This window comes from Nocardia asteroides, assembly GCA_019930625.1.
In the GTDB taxonomy this organism is placed as follows: domain Bacteria; phylum Actinomycetota; class Actinomycetes; order Mycobacteriales; family Mycobacteriaceae; genus Nocardia; species Nocardia sputi.
In genome coordinates this window covers 32,163-53,188 of record CP082844.1, presented here as the reverse complement: position 1 = coordinate 53,188, position 21,026 = coordinate 32,163, and the positions used below count along the sequence as shown (strand labels likewise).

Annotated in this window: 26 protein-coding genes and 1 tRNA gene; 20 read left to right on the top strand and 7 right to left on the bottom strand. The window is 66.8% G+C overall.

Annotated features, from left to right (window positions below):
- The first annotated feature begins 113 nt into the window (after window positions 1–113).
- Window positions 114–1,010 carry an alpha/beta hydrolase gene (locus tag K8O92_00305; protein UAK32532.1) on the top strand — a complete coding sequence of 299 codons (897 nt, stop codon included), beginning with the start codon at window positions 114–116 and terminating at the stop codon, window positions 1,008–1,010.
- 55 nt (window positions 1,011–1,065) lie between these two features.
- Here the strand turns inward: K8O92_00305 and K8O92_00300 are convergent, their stop codons facing one another.
- Entirely contained in the window at window positions 1,066–2,457 is a 1,392-nt protein-coding gene (locus tag K8O92_00300; protein UAK32531.1) for a wax ester/triacylglycerol synthase family O-acyltransferase, read from the bottom strand.
- 196 nt (window positions 2,458–2,653) lie between these two features.
- On the opposite strand from K8O92_00300, the gene K8O92_00295 reads away from it, so the two are divergent.
- From K8O92_00295 to K8O92_00285, 3 genes are read left to right on the top strand one after another with little or no spacing between them, the layout of a single operon-like run.
- Window positions 2,654–3,556: a metal-dependent hydrolase gene (locus K8O92_00295; GenBank protein UAK32530.1), complete on the top strand. Its 903-nt coding sequence runs from the start codon at window positions 2,654–2,656 to the stop codon at window positions 3,554–3,556.
- Window positions 3,553–4,656, top strand: a complete 1,104-nt coding sequence (locus K8O92_00290; GenBank protein UAK32529.1) for a PDR/VanB family oxidoreductase — start codon at window positions 3,553–3,555, stop codon at window positions 4,654–4,656. Before K8O92_00295 ends, K8O92_00290 begins: the two co-directional genes overlap by 4 nt.
- Window positions 4,657–4,687: 31 nt before the next feature.
- Window positions 4,688–6,466, top strand: coding sequence for an SDR family oxidoreductase (locus K8O92_00285; protein UAK32528.1), 1,779 nt, complete (start codon window positions 4,688–4,690; stop codon window positions 6,464–6,466).
- A gap of 29 nt (window positions 6,467–6,495) precedes the next feature.
- Here K8O92_00285 and K8O92_00280 read toward each other — a convergent pair whose 3' ends face one another.
- Window positions 6,496–7,836, bottom strand: a complete 1,341-nt coding sequence (locus K8O92_00280; protein ID UAK32527.1) for an IS630 family transposase — start codon at window positions 7,834–7,836, stop codon at window positions 6,496–6,498.
- A 237-nt stretch (window positions 7,837–8,073) separates the two neighbouring features.
- On the opposite strand from K8O92_00280, the gene K8O92_00275 reads away from it, so the two are divergent.
- The 4 genes from K8O92_00275 (at window position 8,074) to K8O92_00260 (ending at window position 10,103) form a co-directional block, all read left to right on the top strand.
- Window positions 8,074–8,601 (top strand): DoxX family membrane protein, encoded by a 528-nt coding sequence (locus K8O92_00275; GenBank protein ID UAK32526.1) that lies wholly within the window; start codon window positions 8,074–8,076, stop codon window positions 8,599–8,601.
- Entirely contained in the window at window positions 8,598–9,098 is a 501-nt protein-coding gene (locus K8O92_00270) for a GNAT family N-acetyltransferase (protein UAK32525.1), read from the top strand. The genes K8O92_00275 and K8O92_00270 overlap by 4 nt, the downstream gene beginning before the upstream one ends.
- 103 nt (window positions 9,099–9,201) lie before the next feature.
- On the top strand, window positions 9,202–9,867 hold the full coding sequence (locus tag K8O92_00265) for an RNA polymerase sigma factor (protein ID UAK32524.1): 666 nt from the start codon (window positions 9,202–9,204) through the stop codon (window positions 9,865–9,867).
- Complete coding sequence (locus tag K8O92_00260) at window positions 9,867–10,103, top strand: zf-HC2 domain-containing protein (GenBank protein ID UAK32523.1); 237 nt, start codon at window positions 9,867–9,869, stop codon at window positions 10,101–10,103. Before K8O92_00265 ends, K8O92_00260 begins: the two co-directional genes overlap by 1 nt.
- 225 nt (window positions 10,104–10,328) lie before the next feature.
- On the opposite strand, the gene K8O92_00255 is transcribed toward K8O92_00260, so the two are convergent.
- Both K8O92_00255 and K8O92_00250 read right to left on the bottom strand, forming a co-directional pair.
- A complete protein-coding gene (locus K8O92_00255; protein ID UAK35344.1) occupies window positions 10,329–10,826 on the bottom strand; it encodes a hypothetical protein in 498 nt (165 codons plus the stop codon).
- A gap of 338 nt (window positions 10,827–11,164) precedes the next feature.
- A complete protein-coding gene (locus tag K8O92_00250; protein UAK32522.1) occupies window positions 11,165–11,323 on the bottom strand; it encodes a hypothetical protein in 159 nt (52 codons plus the stop codon).
- 75 nt (window positions 11,324–11,398) lie between these two features.
- Between K8O92_00250 and K8O92_00245 the strand changes: the two genes are divergently transcribed.
- Together K8O92_00245 and K8O92_00240 are read left to right on the top strand one after the other, a co-directional pair.
- Entirely contained in the window at window positions 11,399–12,394 is a 996-nt protein-coding gene (locus K8O92_00245; GenBank protein UAK32521.1) for a zinc-binding dehydrogenase, read from the top strand.
- Window positions 12,395–12,458: 64 nt separating this feature from the next.
- On the top strand, window positions 12,459–12,623 hold the full coding sequence (locus K8O92_00240) for a hypothetical protein (protein UAK32520.1): 165 nt from the start codon (window positions 12,459–12,461) through the stop codon (window positions 12,621–12,623).
- Here the strand turns inward: K8O92_00240 and K8O92_00235 are convergent.
- Entirely contained in the window at window positions 12,608–13,051 is a 444-nt protein-coding gene (locus tag K8O92_00235; GenBank protein UAK32519.1) for a nitroreductase family deazaflavin-dependent oxidoreductase, read from the bottom strand. The genes K8O92_00240 and K8O92_00235 overlap by 16 nt on opposite strands.
- 106 nt (window positions 13,052–13,157) lie before the next feature.
- Here K8O92_00235 and K8O92_00230 point away from each other — a divergent pair.
- The 3 genes from K8O92_00230 (at window position 13,158) to K8O92_00220 (ending at window position 14,857) form a co-directional block, all read left to right on the top strand.
- Window positions 13,158–13,231 (top strand) — tRNA-Ile (locus K8O92_00230).
- Between the two features lie 97 nt (window positions 13,232–13,328).
- Window positions 13,329–14,261 carry a tyrosine-type recombinase/integrase gene (locus K8O92_00225; GenBank protein ID UAK32518.1) on the top strand — a complete coding sequence of 311 codons (933 nt, stop codon included), beginning with the start codon at window positions 13,329–13,331 and terminating at the stop codon, window positions 14,259–14,261.
- A gap of 65 nt (window positions 14,262–14,326) precedes the next feature.
- Window positions 14,327–14,857, top strand: a complete 531-nt coding sequence (locus K8O92_00220) for an HD domain-containing protein (protein UAK32517.1) — start codon at window positions 14,327–14,329, stop codon at window positions 14,855–14,857.
- 18 nt (window positions 14,858–14,875) lie between these two features.
- Here the strand turns inward: K8O92_00220 and K8O92_00215 are convergent, their stop codons facing one another.
- Both K8O92_00215 and K8O92_00210 read right to left on the bottom strand, forming a co-directional pair.
- The gene (locus K8O92_00215) at window positions 14,876–15,346 is read right to left on the bottom strand and encodes an NUDIX domain-containing protein (protein UAK32516.1); all 471 of its coding nucleotides are present in this window, start codon (window positions 15,344–15,346) and stop codon (window positions 14,876–14,878) included.
- Between the two features lie 6 nt (window positions 15,347–15,352).
- A complete protein-coding gene (locus K8O92_00210; protein ID UAK32515.1) occupies window positions 15,353–16,093 on the bottom strand; it encodes a helix-turn-helix domain-containing protein in 741 nt (246 codons plus the stop codon).
- A 149-nt stretch (window positions 16,094–16,242) separates the two neighbouring features.
- Between K8O92_00210 and K8O92_00205 the strand changes: the two genes are divergently transcribed.
- The 7 genes from K8O92_00205 to K8O92_00175 all read left to right on the top strand — a co-directional run bounded on the left by K8O92_00205 (window position 16,243) and on the right by K8O92_00175 (window position 20,999).
- Window positions 16,243–16,455 (top strand): helix-turn-helix domain-containing protein, encoded by a 213-nt coding sequence (locus tag K8O92_00205; GenBank protein UAK32514.1) that lies wholly within the window; start codon window positions 16,243–16,245, stop codon window positions 16,453–16,455.
- A 20-nt stretch (window positions 16,456–16,475) separates the two neighbouring features.
- Window positions 16,476–16,724, top strand: a complete 249-nt coding sequence (locus K8O92_00200) for a hypothetical protein (protein ID UAK35343.1) — start codon at window positions 16,476–16,478, stop codon at window positions 16,722–16,724.
- 145 nt (window positions 16,725–16,869) lie between these two features.
- Window positions 16,870–17,211 (top strand): hypothetical protein, encoded by a 342-nt coding sequence (locus K8O92_00195; protein ID UAK32513.1) that lies wholly within the window; start codon window positions 16,870–16,872, stop codon window positions 17,209–17,211.
- Window positions 17,208–17,540: a hypothetical protein gene (locus K8O92_00190; protein ID UAK32512.1), complete on the top strand. Its 333-nt coding sequence runs from the start codon at window positions 17,208–17,210 to the stop codon at window positions 17,538–17,540. Before K8O92_00195 ends, K8O92_00190 begins: the two co-directional genes overlap by 4 nt.
- Complete coding sequence (locus K8O92_00185; GenBank protein ID UAK32511.1) at window positions 17,537–17,947, top strand: hypothetical protein; 411 nt, start codon at window positions 17,537–17,539, stop codon at window positions 17,945–17,947. The genes K8O92_00190 and K8O92_00185 overlap by 4 nt, the downstream gene beginning before the upstream one ends.
- Window positions 17,944–19,005, top strand: a complete 1,062-nt coding sequence (locus K8O92_00180; GenBank protein ID UAK32510.1) for a hypothetical protein — start codon at window positions 17,944–17,946, stop codon at window positions 19,003–19,005. The genes K8O92_00185 and K8O92_00180 overlap by 4 nt, the downstream gene beginning before the upstream one ends.
- A complete protein-coding gene (locus K8O92_00175; GenBank protein UAK32509.1) occupies window positions 19,002–20,999 on the top strand; it encodes a type IV secretory system conjugative DNA transfer family protein in 1,998 nt (665 codons plus the stop codon). Before K8O92_00180 ends, K8O92_00175 begins: the two co-directional genes overlap by 4 nt.
- The last annotated feature ends 27 nt before the right edge of the window (window positions 21,000–21,026 follow it).

Here is a 21,026-nt window from a genome sequence, read left to right as displayed (position 1 = left end):
ATGCGTTGCCGTACCCGACCGGCGTCTGCGCCCTCTGGTTCGCGGCATGTGTCATGATCGTATAGAACGTGTTCTAATTATTGTCCTCCGTGTGACCACCCGGGAGGTGCGCCATGACGGACCCCGGCCGAAGTGTGACGCGGTTCGGCGGACGTTTCCGGGTGCCGGATATCGCCGAGGTGCCCGGCGGCCGCCTGATCGAGCTGGCGGGCCGGGGCCGGACCTACGTGGTCGACATCCCCGGCCCGCCGAACGCACCCGCGCTGGTGCTCCTGCACGCCACCGCCTGCACCGCGTACCTCACCTGGTTCCCGTCGCTGGCGGCGCTGGCGCGGCGGTACCGCGTGATCCTGTTCGACCAGCGGTGGCACGGCCGTGGCATCCGCTCCGAGCGGTTCACCCTGGAGGACTGCGCCGACGACGTGGCGGCCGTGCTCGACGCGCTGCACGTCGAGCGGGCCATGTGCGCGGGGTTCTCGCTGGGGGGAATCGTGAGCCTGCTGGCCGGACGCCGCCATCCGGAGCGAGTGAGCGGTCTGGTGCTCTGCGCGACGCCCTATCGGTTCCGGGAGAAATGGCGCGAGCACGCTTTCCACCGAACGTTCGGCGCTCTCGCCGCCGCGGTGCAGCCGTATTCCTACCGCCGTGCCGAGAAGCTCGCGGGCGGTCTGCCCGAGCTTCCGGAGATCAAATGGACGCCTGGGCGACTGAACCGCTGGGCACTCGGCGAGTTCCGCAGCACCAGCGGATGGGCGCTCACCCAGGTTCTCGCCGTGGTGGGGCGCTTCGACGCGACCGCGTGGCTGCGGGAATTGACGATGCCGACGGCCGTGGTGGTCACCACCCGGGACCGGGCTGTTCCCGTCTATCGGCAAGTGGAGATGGCGACCATGATCCCGGGGGCGAGCATGCACCTGGTCGCGGCCGGGCACGCGTCGTGCGTGCTCGAGGCCGACCGGTTCGTGCCCGTGCTGCTCGAAGCCTGCGAGACCGTCGCCGCGAAGATCTGAATCGCCCGGCTGGGGCGGCCCTGTCCGGCGGCGGTGGCGAACAGGGTGGCGGCACTCAGCCGGATTTCCGCGCCGTGGACAGCAATTCGTCGACCACGCCCGCGACGGCGTCGGCGAGCGCGGCGATGTCGGGCACGAGTTCCTTGCAGGCGATGAAGCCGAAATTGAGCTTGTCGTTGTTCGACAGCACGGTCACTGTCAGGCCCGCTCCGTGGAACACCGGCCCGAACGGGTACATCCCGTCGACCCGGACACCGAGGAAGTACAGCGGCATCGGCGGGCCGGGCACATTGGACACCACGAGGTTGTGTACCACCGGGTGCATCTCGGCCAGCTTGAGTGAGGAGTACATCCGTGCCGCGAGCCGGAAGGTGTTCGGCGGGGCGTACTTCGACCAATCCTGCAGGAAGTCCGCACCCATCGCTTCGTGCTCTTCCTTGGCGCCCCGATTGTTCTCGGCCACCTCACGCAGGCGTTCCACCGGGTCGGCGACGTCGGTGCCGAGCCGCGCGAAAAGCGTGGACACCTTGTTCACCCCCGCCGTGTGCCGGGTCGACTCGTGTACCGACACCGGAACCGACGCGATGAGCGAGCGGTCGGGCAACTCGTCGCGCTCCGCCAGATAGGCGCGCAACGCGCCGGCGACCACGGTGAGCACCACGTCGTTCACCTTGACGCCGAACGCGGAGCGGATCTCCTTGATGGCGTCCAGTTCGGCGTCGGTGAACGCGACCGCGCGGTGCGGCGTGATGGCGAGATTGAACGGCGTGCGGGGAGCGGAGAACGGTATCGCCATGCCCGCCTTGTTCTCGCGGCGGCGCTGCGCGAATCCGGCGACCACGCCGACCGTCTTCGGCAGCATGCCGACGATGCCGGCTCTGGTCGGGAACTTCACCACCGCTTCGGCCAGCAGTTGCCAGTCGCTGGGTTTGTGTTCGGGCCGCCACTCGTCGTCGGGCACGGTCTTCGTGACTCCCGGCTCCGGATCGCACAGGTGCATCATCAGGTTGGCGCCGGTGATCCCGTCGACGGCGGCGTGGTGGTATTTGCAGATCACCGCCACCTTTCCATCGTCGAGACCCTCCACCACGGACATCTCCCAGAGCGCGCGGTCGCGATCCATGGGACGGCCGGCGATGTCGCCGACGAGTTCGGCGAGTTCGCGGCGCCCGGCCGGAGCCGCGATAGCGATCCGGCGGATGTGGTAGTCGAGATCGAAGTTCTCGTCCTCCACCCAGACGGGATGGTCGAGGTTCAGCGGCACCTCGTACACGCGGCGGCGCATCTGCGGAATGAGCGGTAGTCGCCGGGCTAGTTCGGCTTTGAATTTCTCGAACGAGTAGTCACCCGACGACGGGTCGAGGATCAGCAGCGCGCAGACGTGCAGGTGCTGGGTTCCGGTTTCCAAGTAGAGAAAGCTGGCATCCAATCCGGTCAATCGTTCCATAGCAAAAGACTACTAGAACGCGTTCTAGTTCTGTGCCGGGAAACGGCCGGTGTGGCCACTGTCGCGAGTCGTGTCACCGTACAGCGGGCTGCGACCGATTTGTGTGTTACTGAAAGTTCTATATATGTGTATGATCCTTGCTACGGAAATGTAGGAATCGCGCGAGGGTGCGACGCGTGAGGATCGAGGAGTACCGATGCAGTTACTTCGCAGGGCAGGCCGACGGCCCGAGACCGACCCCGGCGCGGTGGCGCTGCACGCCCGCAACGTGCGATTCGATTGGGCGGGCACGCCGCTGCGCTGGATGCCCGCCGAGCCCATCGCCTCGCACCTGATCAACGCGCTGAACCTGCTGCTGCCCGAGGGTGAGCGCATGTTCTGCGCCACGTACACGGAGGCGCTGCCGTACGTGCGGGACGAGAAGCTGCGTGAGGCGATGCTCGGATTCATCGGCCAGGAATCGATGCACGCCGAGACGCACGACAAGGTGCTGCACGAGGTGCTCGCCGTGCACGGCATCGATCCGCAGCCCTATCTGCGTCAGGCCGAGTACCTGTTCCGCCGGACGCTCGGGCCGAGGGAGATCGGCGGCGTCGCCGAACGGCAGGTGATGATCGAGCGGCTGGCCTTCATCGCGTGCCTGGAGCACTTCTTCGCCTACCTGGGCGACTGGATACTCAACGCGGATCTGGAGCGATTCGGCGCCGACCCGCGGATGGCGGATCTGTTCCGGTGGCACGGTGCGGAGGAGGTCGAGCACCGGCACGTCGCACACGACGTGGCGGTGTACTTCGGCGCCGGATACCTGCGGCGCGCGGGATTGATGCTGGTGGTATTCCCGATCTTCCTGACCTTGGTGGTGCGCGGCGCCAAGTTCATGGTGCACCAGGACCACGAACTGCCCGACCTGGGTTATCCCCGGCTGCTGGCGCGGGTCCTGGGCGCGATGTGGCGCGGCGCGTTGCCCGGCGTCCCCTCGCTGCTGTGGAGTGCGGTGAGCACGTTCAAGCCCGGATACGACCCGGAGACGGTGGGGTCCACCGCGCAGGCGGTGGCATATCTGGCCAAATCTCCGGCGGCGCAGGCGATCGCCTCGTGAGGCCGCCCGTTCCTGGTCGGCTGCCCGCGGACCTGTTCGGCAAGCGCGATCGCGATCGCACCGTGCGGGTGCTCGACGCGGTGGCCTCGGCGCGACTGCGCTGGACCACCCTGGTCAACCGGCGGTATCCGCGTCCGAGAGTGAACGACCGGCGGCTCGCGCTGGTGGTCACCGAGCGGCGGATCGAGGCGCACGATCAGGACGTGGTGAGCCTGCGGCTGGCCGCCGCCGACGGGCGCGCGCTGCCGCCCTGGCGGCCCGGCGCCCACCTCGACCTCGAGCTGCCTTCCGGCCGCCTGCGGCAGTACTCGTTGTGCGGCGATCCCGCGGACGTGCGCGCCTACCGGGTGGCGGTGCGGCGCATCCCCGATGGCGACGGTGGTTCGGTAGAAGTGCACGACCACCTCCCGGTGGGGTCGCCGATCGTGGTGCGCGGCCCGCGCAACGCGTTCCCGTTCGCCGTGCCGGGCTACGGATCCGCCGCTTCCCGCCTGCACTTCGTCGCGGGCGGCATCGGGATCACGCCGATCCTGCCCATGGCCAGGCTGGCGCACCGGGTCGGGGTCGAGTGGTCGATGGTGTACACCGGGCGCAGCCGGGACGCTTTGCCGTTCCTGGACGAGCTCGCGGGCTTCGGCGGCCGCGTCGTCGTGCGCACCGACGACGAGCACGGGCTTCCGGACGCAGGCGCGCTGCTGCCCGCCGTCGAGCCCGACACCGCGGTCTACTGCTGCGGCCCCGCGCCGATGGTCACCGTCATCGCCGAGGCCGTGCGCGCGACGCCGTACGTGGAACTGCACTCCGAGCGGTTCTCGCCGCCGCCGATCGTGGACGGCGAGCCGTTCGAGATCCAATTCTCCTCCACGGGGGAGGTCATCGAAGTCGGCGCGGATCGCACCGCGCTCGACGTCATCCTCGCGTCCCGGCCCGACCGTGCGTACTCGTGCAGGCAGGGCTTCTGCCGCACCTGCAAGGTCCGCGTGCTGGCAGGCGAACCCGACCACCGCGACAGCGTGCTCACCGACGCCGAACACGAGGCGGGCGAGATGCTCGTCTGCGTCTCGCGCGCCCAGGGCGGGCGCCTCGTGCTCGATCTGTGACCCGACCTTCCGCCTGCCAAGGAGAATCCCGATGACCACCACTGAAACCTCAGCGCTCGCGGCTACCGAACGAACCGTGCGCAGCGGCGAATTCGATATCGCCGTATACGAGTACGGCGACCCGTCCGCGGAAACCATCGTGCTGGTGCACGGCTGGCCGGACACCCATCACCTCTGGGACGCGGTCGTGCCGCTGCTGGCCCGCCGCTTCCACGTCGTCGCCTACGACACCCGCGGGCATGGGCGCTCCACCCGCACCCGGCGCACGGCCGACTTCCGGCTCGATCGCCTCGCCGCGGACTTCTACGCCGTCGCCGACGCGGTGAGCCCGGACCGCCCGGTGCACGTGCTCGCCCACGACTGGGGTTCGGTGCAGGTGTGGGAAGCGGTGTGCGAGCCTCGTGCGGCCACCCGGGTCGCGTCGTTCACCTCGGTGTCGGGGCCGAACCTCGACCACGTCGGCAAATGGATCCGCCATCGGCTGTCGCGTCCGACGCCGCGCAACGTGTGGCAGCCGTTCACTCAACTGCTGTCGTCGGCCTACACCTTCTTCTTCATGACACCCGGGCTGCCGCGCGCCGCCTTCGGCCTGCTGGGCACCGAAAACGTTTGGCGGCGAGTCGTCTCGATCATGAACGAGACCGCGCCGTCGAACGTGCGTCTCGGTCCCACTTTCCGCGCCGACCTCGTCGACGGCCTGCTGATCTACCGCGCGAACATCGTGCGGCGCATGCTCACCCCACGCGAACGGCACACCGAGGTGCCGGTGCAGCTGATCGTCGCCGGGCGCGACATCGCCGTACGTCCCGCGGGATTCGACGACGAACACAAGTGGACCGAGCGGCTCTGGCGGCGAGACGTACCCGCCGGGCACTGGATGCCGTTCTCGCATCCGGAGCTGCTGGCCACCGCGACCACGGAGCTGATCGACACGCTGGGCGGCGCGGCAGCGCCCCGGACCTTGCGCCGCGCCGAAGCGGGCCGCACCGCACGGTCGTTCGAAGATCAGCTGGTGGTCATCACCGGTGGCGGCAGCGGCATCGGCCGTGCGACCGCGCTTGCCTTGGCCCGTCGCGGCGCGGAGATCGTGGTCTCCGACATCGATCCGGCGTCGGCGAAGGAGACCGCCGAGCTGATCGCCGCCGAACACGGTGTGGCGCACGCCTACCCACTCGACGTCGCCGACGAAGACGAGATGCGGGCGCACGCCGCGACGGTGCTGGAGAACCACGGCGTCCCCGACATCCTGATCAACAACGCCGGGATCGGACAAGCCGGTGCATTCTTCGAGACCTCGGCGCCCGACTTCGACCGGGTGCTGCGGATCAACCTCGGCGGTGTGGTGAACGGCTGCCGTGCCTTCGGGCCCGCCATGGCCGAGCGGGGCCTAGGCGGGCACATCGTGAACCTCTCCAGCATGGCGGCCTACAGTCCGCAGCAGGGATTCAGCGCGTATTCCACCAGCAAGTCGGCGGTGTTCATGTTCTCCGACTGCGTACGCGCCGAATTGGCGGCTCGCGGGATCTCGGTGCACACCATCTGCCCGGGCATCGTGCACACCGATATCGTGGCGCGCACCCGGTTCTCGGGCCTCAGCGCGGAGGAGGAGAAGCGCAAACAGGAGCGCTACGACAACCTCTATCGGATGCGGCGTTACGGCCCGGAGAAGGTGGCCGAGCAGATCGTGCGCGCCCTACAGCGGAATCGCAGCATCGTGCCGGTGACGCCGGAGGCACACCTGCAGTACCACTTCGGTCGGCTCGCGCCCGCCGCCGTCCGGTTCCTGGCGGCGCGGGTGAAGCTGACCTAGTGTGTCGCGCCTGAAATTAGGCCAGTAAGTTACTGTTTTGTTTTGGGGGCTGGCGGGTTGATTTTGACGAGGTAGTCGGCGAGGGATTTGAGGATCTCGTCGGCGGTCTTGGTCCAGCGGAAGGGGCGAGGGTTGTCGTTCCAGGTCTGGATCCAGTCGGTGATGTCGTCTTCGAGGGCCTTGACGGAGGTGTGGACGCCGCGGCGGATGAGTTTGTCGGTGAGCAGGCCGAACCAGCGTTCGACCTGGTTCATCCAGCTCGATCCGGTGGGGGTGAAGTGGATGTGGAAGCGGGGATGCCGGGCCAGCCAGGTCTTGATTTCGGCGGTGTTGTGGGTGGCGTAGTTGTCGCAGACCAGGTGGACGTCGAGTTCGCGGGGCACGGCCTTGTCGATGGTGGCCAGGAATTTCTTGAACTCGGCGGCGCGGTGGCGGCGGTGGAGTTCGGTGATGACGGTGCCGTCGGCGATGTTGAACGCGGCGAACAGGCTGGTGATGCCGTGGCGCAGGTAGTCATGGGTGCGGCGTTCGGGCGTGCCCATGGTCATCGGCAGCACCGGCTGCGAGCGGTCGAGGGCCTGGATCTGGCTCTTCTCGTCGACGCACAGCACTATCGCCTTCTCGGGCGGATTGTGGTACAGGCCAACGACATCCACCACTTTCTCCACGAATAGCGGGTCGGTGGACAGCTTGAACGAATCCTGCAGGTGCGGTTTGAGATCGAATTTCCGCCAGATTCTGCCGATGGTCGATTTCGACAGCCCGGTCCGTTCGGCCATCGAGGCACGCGACCAGTGAGTGTCCTTGCCGGGCAACGTTTCCAGTGTCGCGACGACCACGTCTTCGACCTGGTCGAGCAGGATCGAGGGCGGCCGACCCGGCCTCGGCTCGTCGCCCAGGCCATCGAGCCGGTCAGCGACGAAGCGTCCCCGCCACCGGATCACACTCGACTCATCCACACCGAGGTCGGCGGCGACCTGCTTGTTCGTCGCACCCTCGGCACAAGCCAGCACGATCTTCGCCCGCATGGCCAGATACTGGGCCGTCTTGGCCCGTCTGGCCCACGAAACAAGTTGCGCGCGTTCGGTATCGCTCAACACCAGTTCGGCCTTCGGCCGCCCCTCACGGCCGCGATCATGCAGCCCAGCGAAACCCTCGGCGGCGAACTTGCGCCGCCACTTCGCGACCGTCCCCACAGCCAGACCCAAATCCCGTGCCGCACCGGCATTCGACATCCCCTCGGCGCAGGCCAGCACGACCCGCGCCCGCTCGGCCTCACGCCGATCCCCAGACACCGACCTGCGCACCAGCTCGGCACGCTCGACATCCGACAGCACAATCTCGACAGCAGAAGGCCCACGATGCGACACAGAAACAGACTACATACTTACTGGCCTAATTTCAGGCGCGACACACTAGTGCCGCGTCCGGATAGGTCGCTGCGGTAACCGTGTGTCGTGTCGGCCTGGCGTGTTGATCGGGGATCCTGCCGCTGAAGGTGGTGCCGGTGGCTCGGAGGCCGGATGTGTTCGTCGGAGGTCGATGTAACGGTTGCCGGCTGTGCTGACACTGAGCCTTCTGAAGCTATCCGCTTGGAAGGAGACTCCATGTACGACCCCCCCTTGCCCACGTCCGCAGAAGCAGCCACCGCGGCGGCGGGCTCCGGCCCCCGCGGCGGCGGCGATGCCGACCAGCCCTGGGCGCTTCGCATGCTGGAAAGCCGGGTATCCGGACGCTGGGCGGTCACAGTCGCGATCGTGCGAATCGTGGTCGGCGCATTCTTCGTCCTCGCCTCCACCTCGAAGTTTCCGTTCTCGAGTTACTACGAGGAAGAAGCGGCCGCGTTCGTGGAGTGGGGCTTTCCGGATTCGGCCCTGATCGTCATTCTGGTCGGCCTGCTCGAGTTGGGCTGCGGGGCGCTGCTCGTCCTCGGCCTCGGTGCCCGCCTGGCCGCTGCCGGGCTCGCGGCCACCATGGTGGGCGCGATCTGCACCGCCGGGATACAAGAGGGCGGCTACTTTCACCTCGGCCTCGCGCCGGCAATGCTGCTCGTCGCGCTCGCTCTGACCTGGACCGGAGCAGGCCCGGCGTCATTGGACTCCCGTGTGGCCGTGAAAGTGGGGGGCAAGCGATGAACTATTCCGGTGTAGCCGACCCGAGCAACACGTTGGTGCGCGTGGTACCTGCCGAGGCGAAGGACCTGGCTGCTGCCGCTGCCCAACTGCTGGTGGATTTCAACCGGGAATACAACGATCCCGCCCCTGATCCGGCGTGGCTGGCTGATCATCTGTCGACGTTGATCGCGGGCGGAGACACCAGTGTTCTACTCGTCGGTGATCCGGCGGTCGCAGTGGCTGTACTTCGGTTCCGGACCAGTACGTGGTCGGCGAATTCCGAAGCCTATCTCGCCGAGTTCTACGTGATTCCGCCGCTGCGTGGACGCGGCATAGGCTCAAAGTTCCTGATGGCGATTCTCGATCACGCCCGCGAACGCGGGGCGACATACATGGATCTGACCACCACCGAGGAAGACCGCGCCGCACGCCGCGTCTATGAGAAACACGGTTTCGATTGCCACGAAGGCAAAGGCCGAGGGCCTGTTTCGCTGTACTACGAACTCGACCTGGACTGAAATGAACGGGCATCCGTTCTCACGACCGGATTGCCGGCTTCGACTTCGGGCCGCACTCAGCGAAGCCCGGCGGCCCTCTCGCCTCGCACGCCTGGAGACACGGATGTCGAAATGGAACGACACAGAGGAAACCGTCCTGCTCGCTGGCTTGCGGAACGGTGATGCGGCCACGTTCGAGCTCGTCTTGGACAACTGGTCAGGTGGGATGATCCAGGTAGCGAGAAGTTACGTCTCGACCCACGAGTCGGCCTGCGAGGTGGTGCAGGAAACCTGGATCGCCGTCATCCGCGGCATCGACAAATTCGAAGGTCGCTCCTCGTTGCAGACTTGGGTGTACCGCGTCTTGGTCAACACGGCCAAACGCCGTGGTCTCCAGGAAGCTCGTAGTGTTCCGATGAGCTCTTTGGAAACAGACACCGGACCCACGGTTGACTCCGCGTTGTTTCGACCCGAGGGAGAGCCGTACGCGGGTCACTGGTGGTCGCCGCCGACGCCGTGGCCCTCACCGGAGCAGGCCTTGCTCGACGACGAGGTGCGCGCGGTGATAGCCGCGGCGCTCGAACAACTGCCTGCTCGACAACGCATGGTGATCAACCTGCGCGATGTGCTCGGCTACGGGTCGCACGAGGTCCGCGAGATACTCGAGATCTCCGCGGCCAACGAGCGAGTATTACTGCATCGTGCGCGTGCTTTCGTCCGAGGACAACTGGAGGAGTACTTCGCCTCGGCCGAGAACACCCACCGGCGAATGGACAGGAAGGTGCCCTGATGGAGGAAATTCACTGCATCGACCTTGTTGAACGGGTCACCGACTTTCTCGAAGGCGCCCTGAGCGACGACGAAGAGCGACGGTTCCTCGCCCATCTGCAGTACTGCGACGGGTGCGACCGCTATCTCGACCAACTGCGCCACACCATCAACGCGCTGAACCACCAACCCTCGCCCGGCCTGTCCAATGAAATGAAAAAAGCGCTGCTGGCAGAGTTCCGTTCCCAATCCTACTGAGCGCTTCATAGAACTCGCCCGCAGCACGCAAACTCAGGCCGTGACTGTTCGACGATGTCGTGGGACCGGGGTGGAAGTCGTGATCCCTTGTCGCACATACGATTCCGACACCTGCCTCAGCTTCGTTATCAACCCGACCGGCTGATGCTGCGCAGAGGCCATCACCATCACCACCACCGCTCACACGCCCGAGAGCAACCCGCCACCCAGGTGACAGTTACAGCATCAACCTTCCTGGACGCGGCACCAGGAAGCGGCGGTCCGGGCGAGTTCGGCCTCGATGGTGACGACTCGCTCGGCCTCGATGCCCCACGGGTGCTCGACACCGACCCGCCGATCCAGATCCCACAGCACGCATTCCTCATCCGGAGCGGCCACGAAGGACCACGCCACCACCGTGCGGCCGAGTTGCTCCGCCATGGTTCCGTGCGACTCGTCGGCAGGCCCGTCGCCTTCCGGGAAGTGGTGCAGGAAACGACCATAGGCTCTCGCGCAGAAATCGGCGTAGCGCTTGGTGCACAGGATCAACCCGTGCCATGCCTCGTCCACCGCGTGCGACGGCATACCGATCACCTGGTCGTCGCGCATGGCAGCGCCGCAGCAGAGCAGCCATTGCCGCAGGCCCGTGGCCACCAGTTCCCTTGGCTGCCAAGGGCAGGTCTTGTACACGGCCTCGGGCAGTTCCAGCGCGTCGACGGCGGCGCGCACGGTCGCCAAGTCGATATCGTGCGCGGTGGGCCTGCGGAACCTGAAGTTCACCACAGTTCACTGTACGTGCGGCCGATCGGCCGCTACCGTTTTGACATGAGCGCACTCATCCTGTTGTTCATCCTGTTGATGGTGCTGCTCCTCGTGGCGGTTCCGATCATCGTCGTAGTCGTCATCATCCGCTCGCAGCGCAATCAGTTTCCGCCGCCGCCACCCTACGGTCCGTGGCGCGGCGGGTACCGGAGCGGAGGATATAACGAGGGGGGATCCAATGACCCGTTCTGGGCCGCCGGTGGAGCCGGATTGATCGGCGGATTCGACCAGCCGCACGGGGGTGGGCATCACCCTCATCATCACGGCGGCAGTTGCGGCGGTGGAAGCGGCAGCAGTTGCGGCGGGGGGAGTAGTTCCAGCTGTAGTGGCGGCAGCAGTTCCAGCTGTGGCGGCGGCAGCAGCTCGAGTTGTGGCGGCGGCAGTAGTTCCAGCTGCGGTGGCGGCGGATCCTGACGCACGATTTGACCTCAACTCATCTTCAGGTTTCATGCTGATCTTCGTTCGAGACAGCAAGAAACGACGGAGGATGAGTCATGCGGGTTGTGCAGGCCGTTGAGTTCGGTGGACCGGAAGTGCTCGTGGTGCGCGAGCTGCCGGATCCGGTGGCCGGGCCGGGAGAGGTGGTCGTCGATGTGGCCGCCGCGGATGTGATGTTCCTGGACACCCGACTGCGGAGCGGCTGGGGAACCGACTTCTTCGCCATCGAGCCGCCCTACGTGCCCGGCGGGGCGATCGCCGGCGTGGTGTCCTCGGTCGGTCCCGACGTCGATCCGGCGTGGGTGGGCAAGCGGGTGTCTACGCCGACCGCGGCCAGCGGCATCGGCGGCGGCTTGCCGATCGGCGGATACGCCGAGAAGGCGCTGGCCAAGGTGGACACGCTGGTCACGGTGCCCGAGGAACTGACCGCGGCCCAGGCCGTCGCGCTCGCACACGACGGCAGGACCGCGCTCGCGGTGTTCGACCGCGCCACCGTCCGGCCGGGGGAATGGGTCCTCATCACCGCCGCGGGCGGCGGGCTGGGCATCCTCTTGATCCAGCTCGCCCGTGCGGCGGGCGCGAACGTCGTCGCCGCGGCGCGTGGCGCCACGAAGCTGGAACTCGCCCAGCGGCTCGGCGCCACCGCGGTGGTCGACTACTCCGCGCCCGATTGGGCGGCGAAGGCGCGCGCCGCGACCGGGGGCGACGGCGCGCACGTGGTGCTCGACGGCGCGGGCGGCGCGCTCGGCGAGGCCGCGCTCACAGCGGTCGCGGACGGCGGGCGCTTCCTCGGATATGGCGCTGCCGCAGGCGAATTCGCGACGCTGGACCAGGAGGCCGTGCAGGCGCGCGGTATCAACGTCTACGGGCTGTTCGACATCACCGGCGCCGAGACCGATTGGCAGGCGCTCGCCCGGCGAGCCCAGGAAGAGGTCGCCGCGGGCCGCTTGGAGGTCGTCATCGGCCAGACCTTCCCGCTCGACCGAGCCGATCAGGCGCACGCCGCCATCGAGTCCAGGACGGCGGTGGGGCGCACTTTGTTAACAGTGTGAACAAAGCGGCGAACTGGACAATCGACGTAGTGCGCTGCCTGGGCGACGGCGCTAGGGTGCCGGGGTGGAAACTCTGCTCGTCGTCGGCATCGTGATCGTGGTCCTCGGCTTCGTCGTCGCTGTCGTGCAATTTGCCAGCCGGCCACCCAAGGATGCCGAGCCATGGGACGACCGTGACGACGCCGAGGGCTACGAAGACGACTGGGACGAGGATTACCGCGACGACTGACCCGCCGGGGTCAGCACCACGACCGCGATGGGCCGCTTGGTCAGCTTTTGATAGGCGCTGTAGCGACCCTGATTCACTTTGTCGACGATCGCCCACCGCCGGGCGTAATCGGGATCATCCGGCAGCGTCGCCCGTGCCCGCACCGTCAGTTTCCGCCGCCCGACCTGGATCTCACACTCCGGTCGCGCCTTCAGATTCGCCAGCCACCCCGGCGGCCGCGGCGATCCGCCATTGGACGCCGTCACCAGATAGTCCGCGCCGTCCCGCGCGTACGTCAGCGCCGAAGTCCGCTCCTTGCCGGACTTGCGCCCTACCGTCCGCAGCAACAACGTCGGATTCCCCAGCAGCAGCCGATGACCCACCAGCCCACCACTGTTCTCGTACACCCACTGATGCGCCTTCAGCACCTTCGTGAACAGACCGGCCATACCTGACCCTCCAGTAAGTTTCCGACCCCTCACCCTAAGCCAGCCGACTGGTCTGGACCCCACCGGACCCGGTAGCATCCCCAACGCTCGCGGTTTCCCGCGGCACGGGGCGGTAGCTCAGTCGGTTAGAGCCGTGGACTCATAATCCATTGGTCGCGGGTTCGAGCCCCGCCCGCCCCACAAAACCCCTCTCATCTGCGGAAATGTCGAACTCGACAGCCGAGTTGATCCAGAACAGTGCTCCGACAGCAATGTATTTTGCCGGTAGAATCCGGACATGGGGCTGGATCTGGACAACATCCGAGAGCTTGCGGAGGACTTCGCGACGGAGCTGCGCCGCAAGAACCGGAGCAAGCAGACCATCGACGGCTACCTCACGCGGATCAGGTACTTCGCGGCCTACCTCGAGGAGCGCGAGCTGCCGACAACGGCGCCGGACATCACCCGCGCCCACATCGGTGGCTACATCGAGGATCTGCTCACGCGGCCCAATCGGCGCAGCGGTGAGCCGCTGTCGCCGGAATACGCGCGCGGCCAGTACCGATCGCTGCAACAGTTCTTCAAGTACCTCGCGGCCGAGGAGATCATCGATGCGAATCCGTTCGACAAGATGAGCCCGCCCGCGGTCCCGGATCGGCAGGTGCCCGTGCCGAGCATGGACGCGGTGAAAGCTCTTCTCGCGGAGTGTGATGGGGTCGATTTCGCCGACCGACGCGACAACGCCATCATCCGGTTGTTCGCCGACACGGGGATGCGGTGCGGCGAACTTGCGCCGCTCGAGGTGGACTCGCTCGACTTCAACGAGAACACAGTGCTGGTGATCGGCAAGGGCGGCCGCCCGCGGACATGTCCGTTCGGTGACAAGACCCGAACGGCGCTGCGGAGATACCTTCGGGTCCGTGCGAAGCATCCGGGCGCGAAGAACGACAATCCAGCTCTGTGGCTCGGTTATTCCGGAGTGATGACCGACTCCGGTATCCGCCAGATGCTTCAGCGTCGATGCGACGCGGCCGGCATCGAACGTCTGCATCCTCATCAGCTCCGCCACTTCTTCGCGCATACCTGGCTCGACAGCGGCGGCCAGGAGCAGGACCTGATGATGCTCGCCGGATGGCGGTCGCGTCAGATGCTCGCACGGTACGGCGCCGCGGTGGCCGACAGCCGTGCGAAGTCGGCGCATCGGCGGGCACGACTGGGAGACAAGCTGTAGGGCCGTCCGGACGGCGCAGTCGGGGGCAACAGGAGGTCATGTGGCAAGGCGATACGGTTGCTTGTATGACCGATGACTTCGTTGCGTGGGCTGCGCAGCTGGCACGGCGCAATCTCGTCGGCATGTCTCGGCGGTGGCAGCACGTCCAATGCGTTGCTCGGCATGCTCAGCAGGCCGTCGATGTGGTTGACGACGGCGACCTATTGCTGGCTGCGGCGTGGCTGCATGACATCGGCTACGCGCCGTCGATCCGTGAGACCGGATTTCATCCGGTTGATGGTGCCGAGTTCCTGCGGCGGGAGGGCGCGCCGGAGCGATTGTGCGCTCTCGTCGCCAACCATTCGTGTGCTTGTGTCGAGGCGCGCAACCGCAATATAGAGATCAGCTGGCCGGATGAGCAGACAGCACTCCGCGACGCGCTGTGGTGGGCGGATATCACGACGACCCCAACCGGTGAGACGACGGATGTGCTCAGTCGCATTGCCGAGGTCCGCGAACGGTACGGCCCGGATCATGTCGTATCCAGGTCGTTGGCTGAGGCCGCGCCTGAGCTGATCGAAGCAGTTGACCGTACCGAGAAGCTGTTGCGTGAATAGTCAGCTGTTCACCGTCTGTCACGTGTAATACGGCCGCGCTGAAGGAGTCAGGCCCCGCTCAATACGAAGCGCGATCGATGGATGGACGTCCAGAGAAGAAACATCGCTCGGTGCAACCCATCTGACTTCCTTCGACTCCGAACTGGTTCTGAGTTCGCCTCCGATTGGGTCGGCGCGAAAGCAGATGGAGAACTCTTGACGGACTTCACCATCGTCGTATGCGATGACGTGCTCCGGATTCGAGAATATTCCGATGAGGTCGGTGACCTGGACGTCGATCCCGGTTTCCTCTTTGACCTCTCGTACGAGCGCCTGTGTCACCGTCTCGCCCGCTTCGAGCCCGCCCCCAGGAATCGAATAGTGATCATTGTCGGTGCGGTGGATCATCAGGATTCTGCCCTGTGAATCGCGCACAAATGCACTAACGGCGACCTTGACGCTGTTCGGCGTGGGCGCGTCAGGGTCGTGAAAATAGTCGGTCCGGGCCATGAACGATCACCTTTCGGGGGTCGCGTTCGACCATACGTGCTCGAAGCTGGTCATATACGTCTCGAACATGTCGCCAGCGGGCAACTGGCGCAGATGAAGCGCGGGGGCGTGCGCACCCGGCAGCCCGTAGACGTGCATGTTGACGATCATCTCGTTGTCGAATCGGAACACCGAGTTGTAGAGCGTCGTGTCGTGGTATCGAAGTTCGACGCCGTCAATCTGGGCCAGCGGCTCGATCAGTGCCAGTGCGTTGTTGATACGCGAGGGGACGGTGCCTGCCGCCAGGCGTTCCTCGGCGCTCCGCTTGTCGGCTTCCGCCGCGGTCGGGCGACCGAACAGCAGTCGAACCTTCAGCCCGTCGCGTGTCTTCTTGCGAAGGGTTCGTGTGAATTCGGGCTCCTCGGCAAGGAACAAGCCCGCGAGCACGAGGACATCGAGTTGTTCGCTCGCGCTCGACAGCAGCCGCTTCCACAGGTCACTTGGAATTGCACTGCGGTGTGGGTAGACCGTCAGGACCTCTGATTGTGCAACCTCGACCTTTCGTTCTGGCGCGAGAGCATCCGGCCACAAGTAGTTCTCGGTTTCTCCGACCAGCGAGGCGACCGCATGCCGGTGCTTCGGGTAGGGCACGCGACCCTTCGTGATCCACCGTTCGACGGTCTTCGGTTCCACACCGGCCTTGTCCGCGACGTCGGGGATGTCGAGGCCAGCCTGCTGCATCGCATTGCGAAGGCGTTCGTTCGCCATTTCGCCTCCAATTTCAGGGACGTCTAGGGACTTCTTCAACGGTACCTGAGACGTCTGGACAAGTCCACCTATGTGGTCATTGCGCCCGACATTTCAGCGAAAAGTGTGGAACTGCAAGCAATTTCCCACTTTTGAAGGAGCGGGCACTGATGGACAAGGCTTCTACGGAGGCGCGGAATCTGATCAGCCTCAAGACTGCGGCGGCGCTCGTCGACGTCGACACCAAAACGATCCGGAACTGGATTGCGGCCGGTGATCTCAACGGGTTCCGGGTGAATGGCCGCCTCTTGCGGGTAGAACGCGACGAGGTGCTGGGGCTCATTCGACCCGCCGCGACAGTCGTACACGGCGGTGTGGCATGAGCACCCCCGTCGAGCGGACGTTGCAGGCGCGTATCGCCGCACACGAGTCCTGGGCGAAGACTTCCGATCGCGCGGCGCGCACTGCTAAGGCGCGGGCGGCGATGGCAAGCAAGTTCGACCGCATTGTCGACCCGGACGGGCTGTTGAGCCCGGAAGAGCGCGCGTACCGCGCTGATCAGGCTCGGAAGGCTCATTACACGCGGCTCGCATTGAAGTCTGCGCAGGTCCGCCGTCGGCGCGGCCGGAAGCGCAAGGGCGGTGAGTGCTGATGCGTGTGCGGACATTCGGTCTGGCGGTTGCCGCTATCGCGGTCGGCTACCTCGTGCTGACGACGCCTGAGGTTGTTGGTTTCACGGTGATGTTGCTGGGCGCGATCGCGTTCTGGCGGTCGTCGAGGCGATGGAAGGTCCGGCGATGAGCGCACCGTGGCGGCAGGACCCGCCTGCTCAGGGGTACACGGTCACCCATCTCGATCGCCGTGGCGGACACAACCCGCTGCATTCGATGGCCGGTCCGGAGTTCACCGGCACGAGCGCGGTGTTCGCCCCGCTGGGGTTGTTGCCGCCGATGGTGCAGGTGGCCGCGCTCGGCATGCTGCTGCTCATCGGCATGGGCGGCTGCACCGCTGCGTGGATCGACCAGCAGGACTACGTGCCGTCGCCGAACATCTGCCGTCCGGTGGACGCCGGGGTTCCGGCGGAACCGGCGGGGTCGTGCGTGCCGCGTTCGCAGTTGCGCGAGGGGGTGGCGCGGTGAGCGCGCAGGACCGTCGCCGGGAGCGAGCGGAGCTGGAGGCCGAGGAAGCGCGCTTGAACCTCGTTCACGGGGTGTTGGTCGACATGGCGTGCGCCGCTGATGACGCGTCGGAGGCGAAGGACTACTGCGACAACGAGTTCGAGATGTCGAGGATTCGGCACGTGGGGGCCACCGGCGCGCAGGTGCACGACGAGTGGGCCACGGTGTGGAACCGAGCGCTCGACTACCGCCACGATCCGCCGTCGGCGGCGAAGATCCGCGCTCAGATCGCACCTGAATCTGGCCGTCTGCGGCGGGAGCGTTCCCGCAGGATCGAGCGGTCGCGATGAGCAGGTTCCACGATCCGGATGGCAAACGGTTCGGTATCCCGACCTGGCCGTGGGGTTTGGCGCCGCAGCATCTGCGGACCCGTCGCCAGCTCGCCCGTGAGGGCAAGAGCCCCAGCGGTGAGTACGAGGCGCAGGTGCTGCGTGCTCGGGGTGGTTCGCGAGGGCCACTGAAGGCGCACCTGTACGACGCGGAATCGGCGGTGCCGAAACGAGTTTCGAGCGAGGCGCAGCTGGAGGCATTGCAGCTGGCGCGGTGGACGCGCTCAGCGATGGCCGCGGAACGGCGAGGAGTCGATGCGACGGAGATGCGCGAGTTCATCGCGCAGGCCCGCGCCGACATCGCCGAGCGCCGCCGCACGGCCGGTCACAGACGCAACTCGCGGCAGGGAAGGGAGCGAACCCGATGAACCACAAGAGGAGGAGCGGCGACCGCTACACCGCGTTGGAGCGTCGCCACCGTGCCCAGATCGTCGGCGGGCTGCGTGATCAGGGCATGTCCTACCGGCAGATCGGCGAGCAGCTGGGTCTTTCGCTGGCTCAGGTCGAGTCGTGCCTGGGTGAGGCGACGCGGCTGCGTGAGCAGGGGCTGACGAAGCAGGAGATCGCCGAGGAGATCGGCATCCCGTACGGGTCGTTGGGCCGGGTGCTGGCGGTACAGGGCAGTAAGGGCCTGTCGGCTCAGCAGGACGCGGCGCTGGCCGCGCTGGTCGACATGCACGGTATGCAGGTCGATGTCTTGGCCGAGCTCATGAGCTTCAGCAGCCTCAGCAGCGCCTACGACCTCGCCGACGCTCTGCTGAAGCGGCGGATGGTGCATCCGCTGCTGTCGGTGCAGCGTGGCCGGGCGTGGGTGTACCCGCGGCGTGAGGTGGCCGAGCGGTATCTGGGGTGGCGACCCAAGGACTGGAAGCCGCCGCTGATGTACGCCAACCACTACCGCGCCGTCGCGCAGGCGCGGGTGATGCTGGTCGGTTCCGACCCGCAACTGTGGGTGTCCGAGCGCGTGCTGCGCCGCCGCGCCGAAGTCGCTGCCGCCGAGTTGAAGTCCGGGCACGTGGTGTTCAGCGACAGCCGTACCCCGCGCAAGGGACGCCCGCACGTGCATGACGGACGGTTCCTCGGCGAGGTCGGCGGCCAGCACGGCTGGTGGGCGCTGGAGATCGAGCTGAGCGCCAAGGACCGCATCCACATGGACACCGCGCTGGCAGGCGCGATCCGCGCCGCCCGCGACAGCGAGGACGAGGCCGTGATGGGCCTGCTCTACCTGTGCCGTTCCCAGCGCGTCATCAACACCGTCAATGCCGCCTACCAGCGGCTGCCCCGCGAACTCGCCGCGGTCGAGCTGCTGTTCGCGATCGGCGACTTCGACGAGGAGTGGAGCCAGTTCCTCACCCGCCGAAACCAGGGCCGCGCCGCCCGCAAGACCCGGCGCCCGAACCTTCTTCTCACTCAGGAAGCGTCATGAGCAACTGCCAGCCGATCATCACTCCCCAGGACTGCCACCCCAACGGCAGCCCGCAAGTCCCCACCACCGGACAGCCGGACCTGCCGCCAGTGGAGCCGGGCGCCGGTAGCGGCACGCTGGTGCCTCAGGCGCCGCCGATCCGCCACGTCGAAGGCTGGGATCTGCCGACGCTGGACTTGTCCGCGGCCGGTGACGCGGCCTCGACAGCGACGGTGTGCGGTGTCGTGATCGTGGCGATGCTGGTCATGATCGTCGCCGTCGCGGCGCGGTGGCCGTTGGCGCCGCACCGGTTGCGCAACTTCGCGATCGGGTCGCTGCTGCTGCCCGCGGCGTCGGCGATGGCCGGTGGATCGTGGATCACGCCCGCTTCCCTGTTGTGGTCGGGTGCGGCGCGGGTCGCCGACGGTGACGTGGGCGGGCTGCGCACGATGGTCCTGCTCGCTGCCCCGGTGGCCGCGCTGGCGGCGACGTACTGGTGGGCGTCGTTCGTGCACAAGACCAACACGGTCGGGTTGAAGAACCTGGGCCGCACCGAGCGGGTGCAGGCGGCGCTGGCCGCACGCCAGTTCGCCGGGGCCGCTCGCGCCGCGCGGTCGGTTGGTGCCCCGTTCACCACAACGGACGGGATCGTGCTGGGTCCGCTGGCGGACCGGCGCTCGGCGCACCCCCTGGGTTTGTGGTCGGAGCTGACCGCGCGGCATCAGGCGTGGATGGTGGTGCCGCACAGGGAAGCGCGCCGCCAGATGGCCGCGTTCGGCACGACTGGCTCGGGCAAGACGGAGCTGATCAAGCGGTATGCGGTCGGGATGCTCGAATACGAGTGGAACGCCTGGCAGCGGTGGAAGGACGTGCCGGGCATGCGGGGCAAGCACCCGCGCCCGCTGCTGGTGGTCGTGTCCTGCAAGGGCGGCAACGACGACAAGGTCTTGGGCCACGAGTTGCGCGAGATCGCCCAGCGCCGCGGTATCGCCGCTGACCGCATCGCCGAGGTTCCTCACGGTGCCCGCCTGAATGTGTGGGCTATGCGGGCCCGCGACCAGCGGGCCGTGCTCGGCGACATGCTCAACGCCGGACAGGCGTCGACGTCGGAAGGTCAGCATTTCGACGAGTTGCGCCGCCGCATCGTCTCGCTGGTCGTGGATGCTCCGGCCGGGCCGCCGCGGTCGAGCCGGGAGTTCCTGGAGCGCTTGAATCCCGAGACGCTGCTGGATCTGTGGGGCAACGCCCCGGATGTGAAGCGGATGGTCGAAGCCCTCCAGTCGGAGAAGGTCGACCAGCTCGCCGACATGCTGATCAAGGCATCCAACCTGTTCGACAGCCTCCAGGGTGAGGACGGGCGGATGGTGTTCGACGGCGGTGTTGACCTCGACGACCTCGACGTGCTGTATGTGACCGTGCCGGGCCTGGACAAGGACGCCGCCCGCGCTCAGGTCGCCGCCATCCTGCGGATGCTGATGCAGCGCGCGGCCCGCACCGCCAAGGACCAGCGTCGCAGCGTCACCTTGATCATCGACGAGCTGAGCGCGCTCACCACCGGTCAGGGCTCGATCGGGCTGGAAGAGGTGTGCGAGCGGGGCCGCTCCCAGGGCGTGAGCGTGCTGTTCGCCGCCCAGAGTCCCGAGGGTGTCGCCGGGGATCAGTGGGCGCTTGACCGGATCTTGAAGTCCTGTGCGGGCGGGGTGCTGCTCGGCTACGTCGAGAACGCCGGAGAGCTGTGCAAGCACTTCGGGTCGGTCCGGCACATGCTGCCGTCGCGGCACCTGATCAAGGGCCAGCGCACCGGCGACGAAGGTCAGGTGTCGGTCGGTGAGAAGTGGCTGGTCGACCCCGACCGCGTCCGCCAGTTCGACACCGGACAGTTCGTCTACGCCAAGGCCGGCCGCGCCCAATTCGGGCACGTCGTGCCCGTCGATCCGGCCACCGTGCGCCCCCTGCCGGGCACGACCAGCGCCGATCCCGAGATCGAGGCCGTCACCGCCGACGTGACTGCCTGACCCCCCTTCTCCGAAACCGATTGAAAG

Bases quoted from the DNA above. Each gene is read 5' to 3' on its own strand.
- K8O92_00305 (UAK32532.1), top strand. From the start codon at position 114: ATGACGGACCCCGGCCGAAGTGTGACGCGGTTCGGCGGACGTTTCCGG.
- K8O92_00295 (UAK32530.1), top strand. From the start codon at position 2,654: ATGCAGTTACTTCGCAGGGCAGGCCGACGGCCCGAGACCGACCCCGGC.
- K8O92_00265 (UAK32524.1), top strand. From the start codon at position 9,202: ATGTCGAAATGGAACGACACAGAGGAAACCGTCCTGCTCGCTGGCTTG.
- K8O92_00175 (UAK32509.1), top strand. From the start codon at position 19,002: ATGAGCAACTGCCAGCCGATCATCACTCCCCAGGACTGCCACCCCAAC.
- K8O92_00235 (UAK32519.1), bottom strand. From the start codon at position 13,051: ATGGCCGGTCTGTTCACGAAGGTGCTGAAGGCGCATCAGTGGGTGTAC.
- K8O92_00260 (UAK32523.1), top strand. From the start codon at position 9,867: ATGGAGGAAATTCACTGCATCGACCTTGTTGAACGGGTCACCGACTTT.
- K8O92_00185 (UAK32511.1), top strand. From the start codon at position 17,537: ATGAGCAGGTTCCACGATCCGGATGGCAAACGGTTCGGTATCCCGACC.
- K8O92_00195 (UAK32513.1), top strand. From the start codon at position 16,870: ATGAGCGCACCGTGGCGGCAGGACCCGCCTGCTCAGGGGTACACGGTC.
- K8O92_00275 (UAK32526.1), top strand. From the start codon at position 8,074: ATGTACGACCCCCCCTTGCCCACGTCCGCAGAAGCAGCCACCGCGGCG.
- K8O92_00270 (UAK32525.1), top strand. From the start codon at position 8,598: ATGAACTATTCCGGTGTAGCCGACCCGAGCAACACGTTGGTGCGCGTG.
- K8O92_00210 (UAK32515.1), bottom strand. From the start codon at position 16,093: ATGGCGAACGAACGCCTTCGCAATGCGATGCAGCAGGCTGGCCTCGAC.
- K8O92_00220 (UAK32517.1), top strand. From the start codon at position 14,327: ATGACCGATGACTTCGTTGCGTGGGCTGCGCAGCTGGCACGGCGCAAT.
- K8O92_00215 (UAK32516.1), bottom strand. From the start codon at position 15,346: ATGGCCCGGACCGACTATTTTCACGACCCTGACGCGCCCACGCCGAAC.
- K8O92_00300 (UAK32531.1), bottom strand. From the start codon at position 2,457: ATGGAACGATTGACCGGATTGGATGCCAGCTTTCTCTACTTGGAAACC.
- K8O92_00225 (UAK32518.1), top strand. From the start codon at position 13,329: ATGGGGCTGGATCTGGACAACATCCGAGAGCTTGCGGAGGACTTCGCG.
- K8O92_00180 (UAK32510.1), top strand. From the start codon at position 17,944: ATGAACCACAAGAGGAGGAGCGGCGACCGCTACACCGCGTTGGAGCGT.
- K8O92_00245 (UAK32521.1), top strand. From the start codon at position 11,399: ATGCGGGTTGTGCAGGCCGTTGAGTTCGGTGGACCGGAAGTGCTCGTG.
- K8O92_00205 (UAK32514.1), top strand. From the start codon at position 16,243: ATGGACAAGGCTTCTACGGAGGCGCGGAATCTGATCAGCCTCAAGACT.
- K8O92_00285 (UAK32528.1), top strand. From the start codon at position 4,688: ATGACCACCACTGAAACCTCAGCGCTCGCGGCTACCGAACGAACCGTG.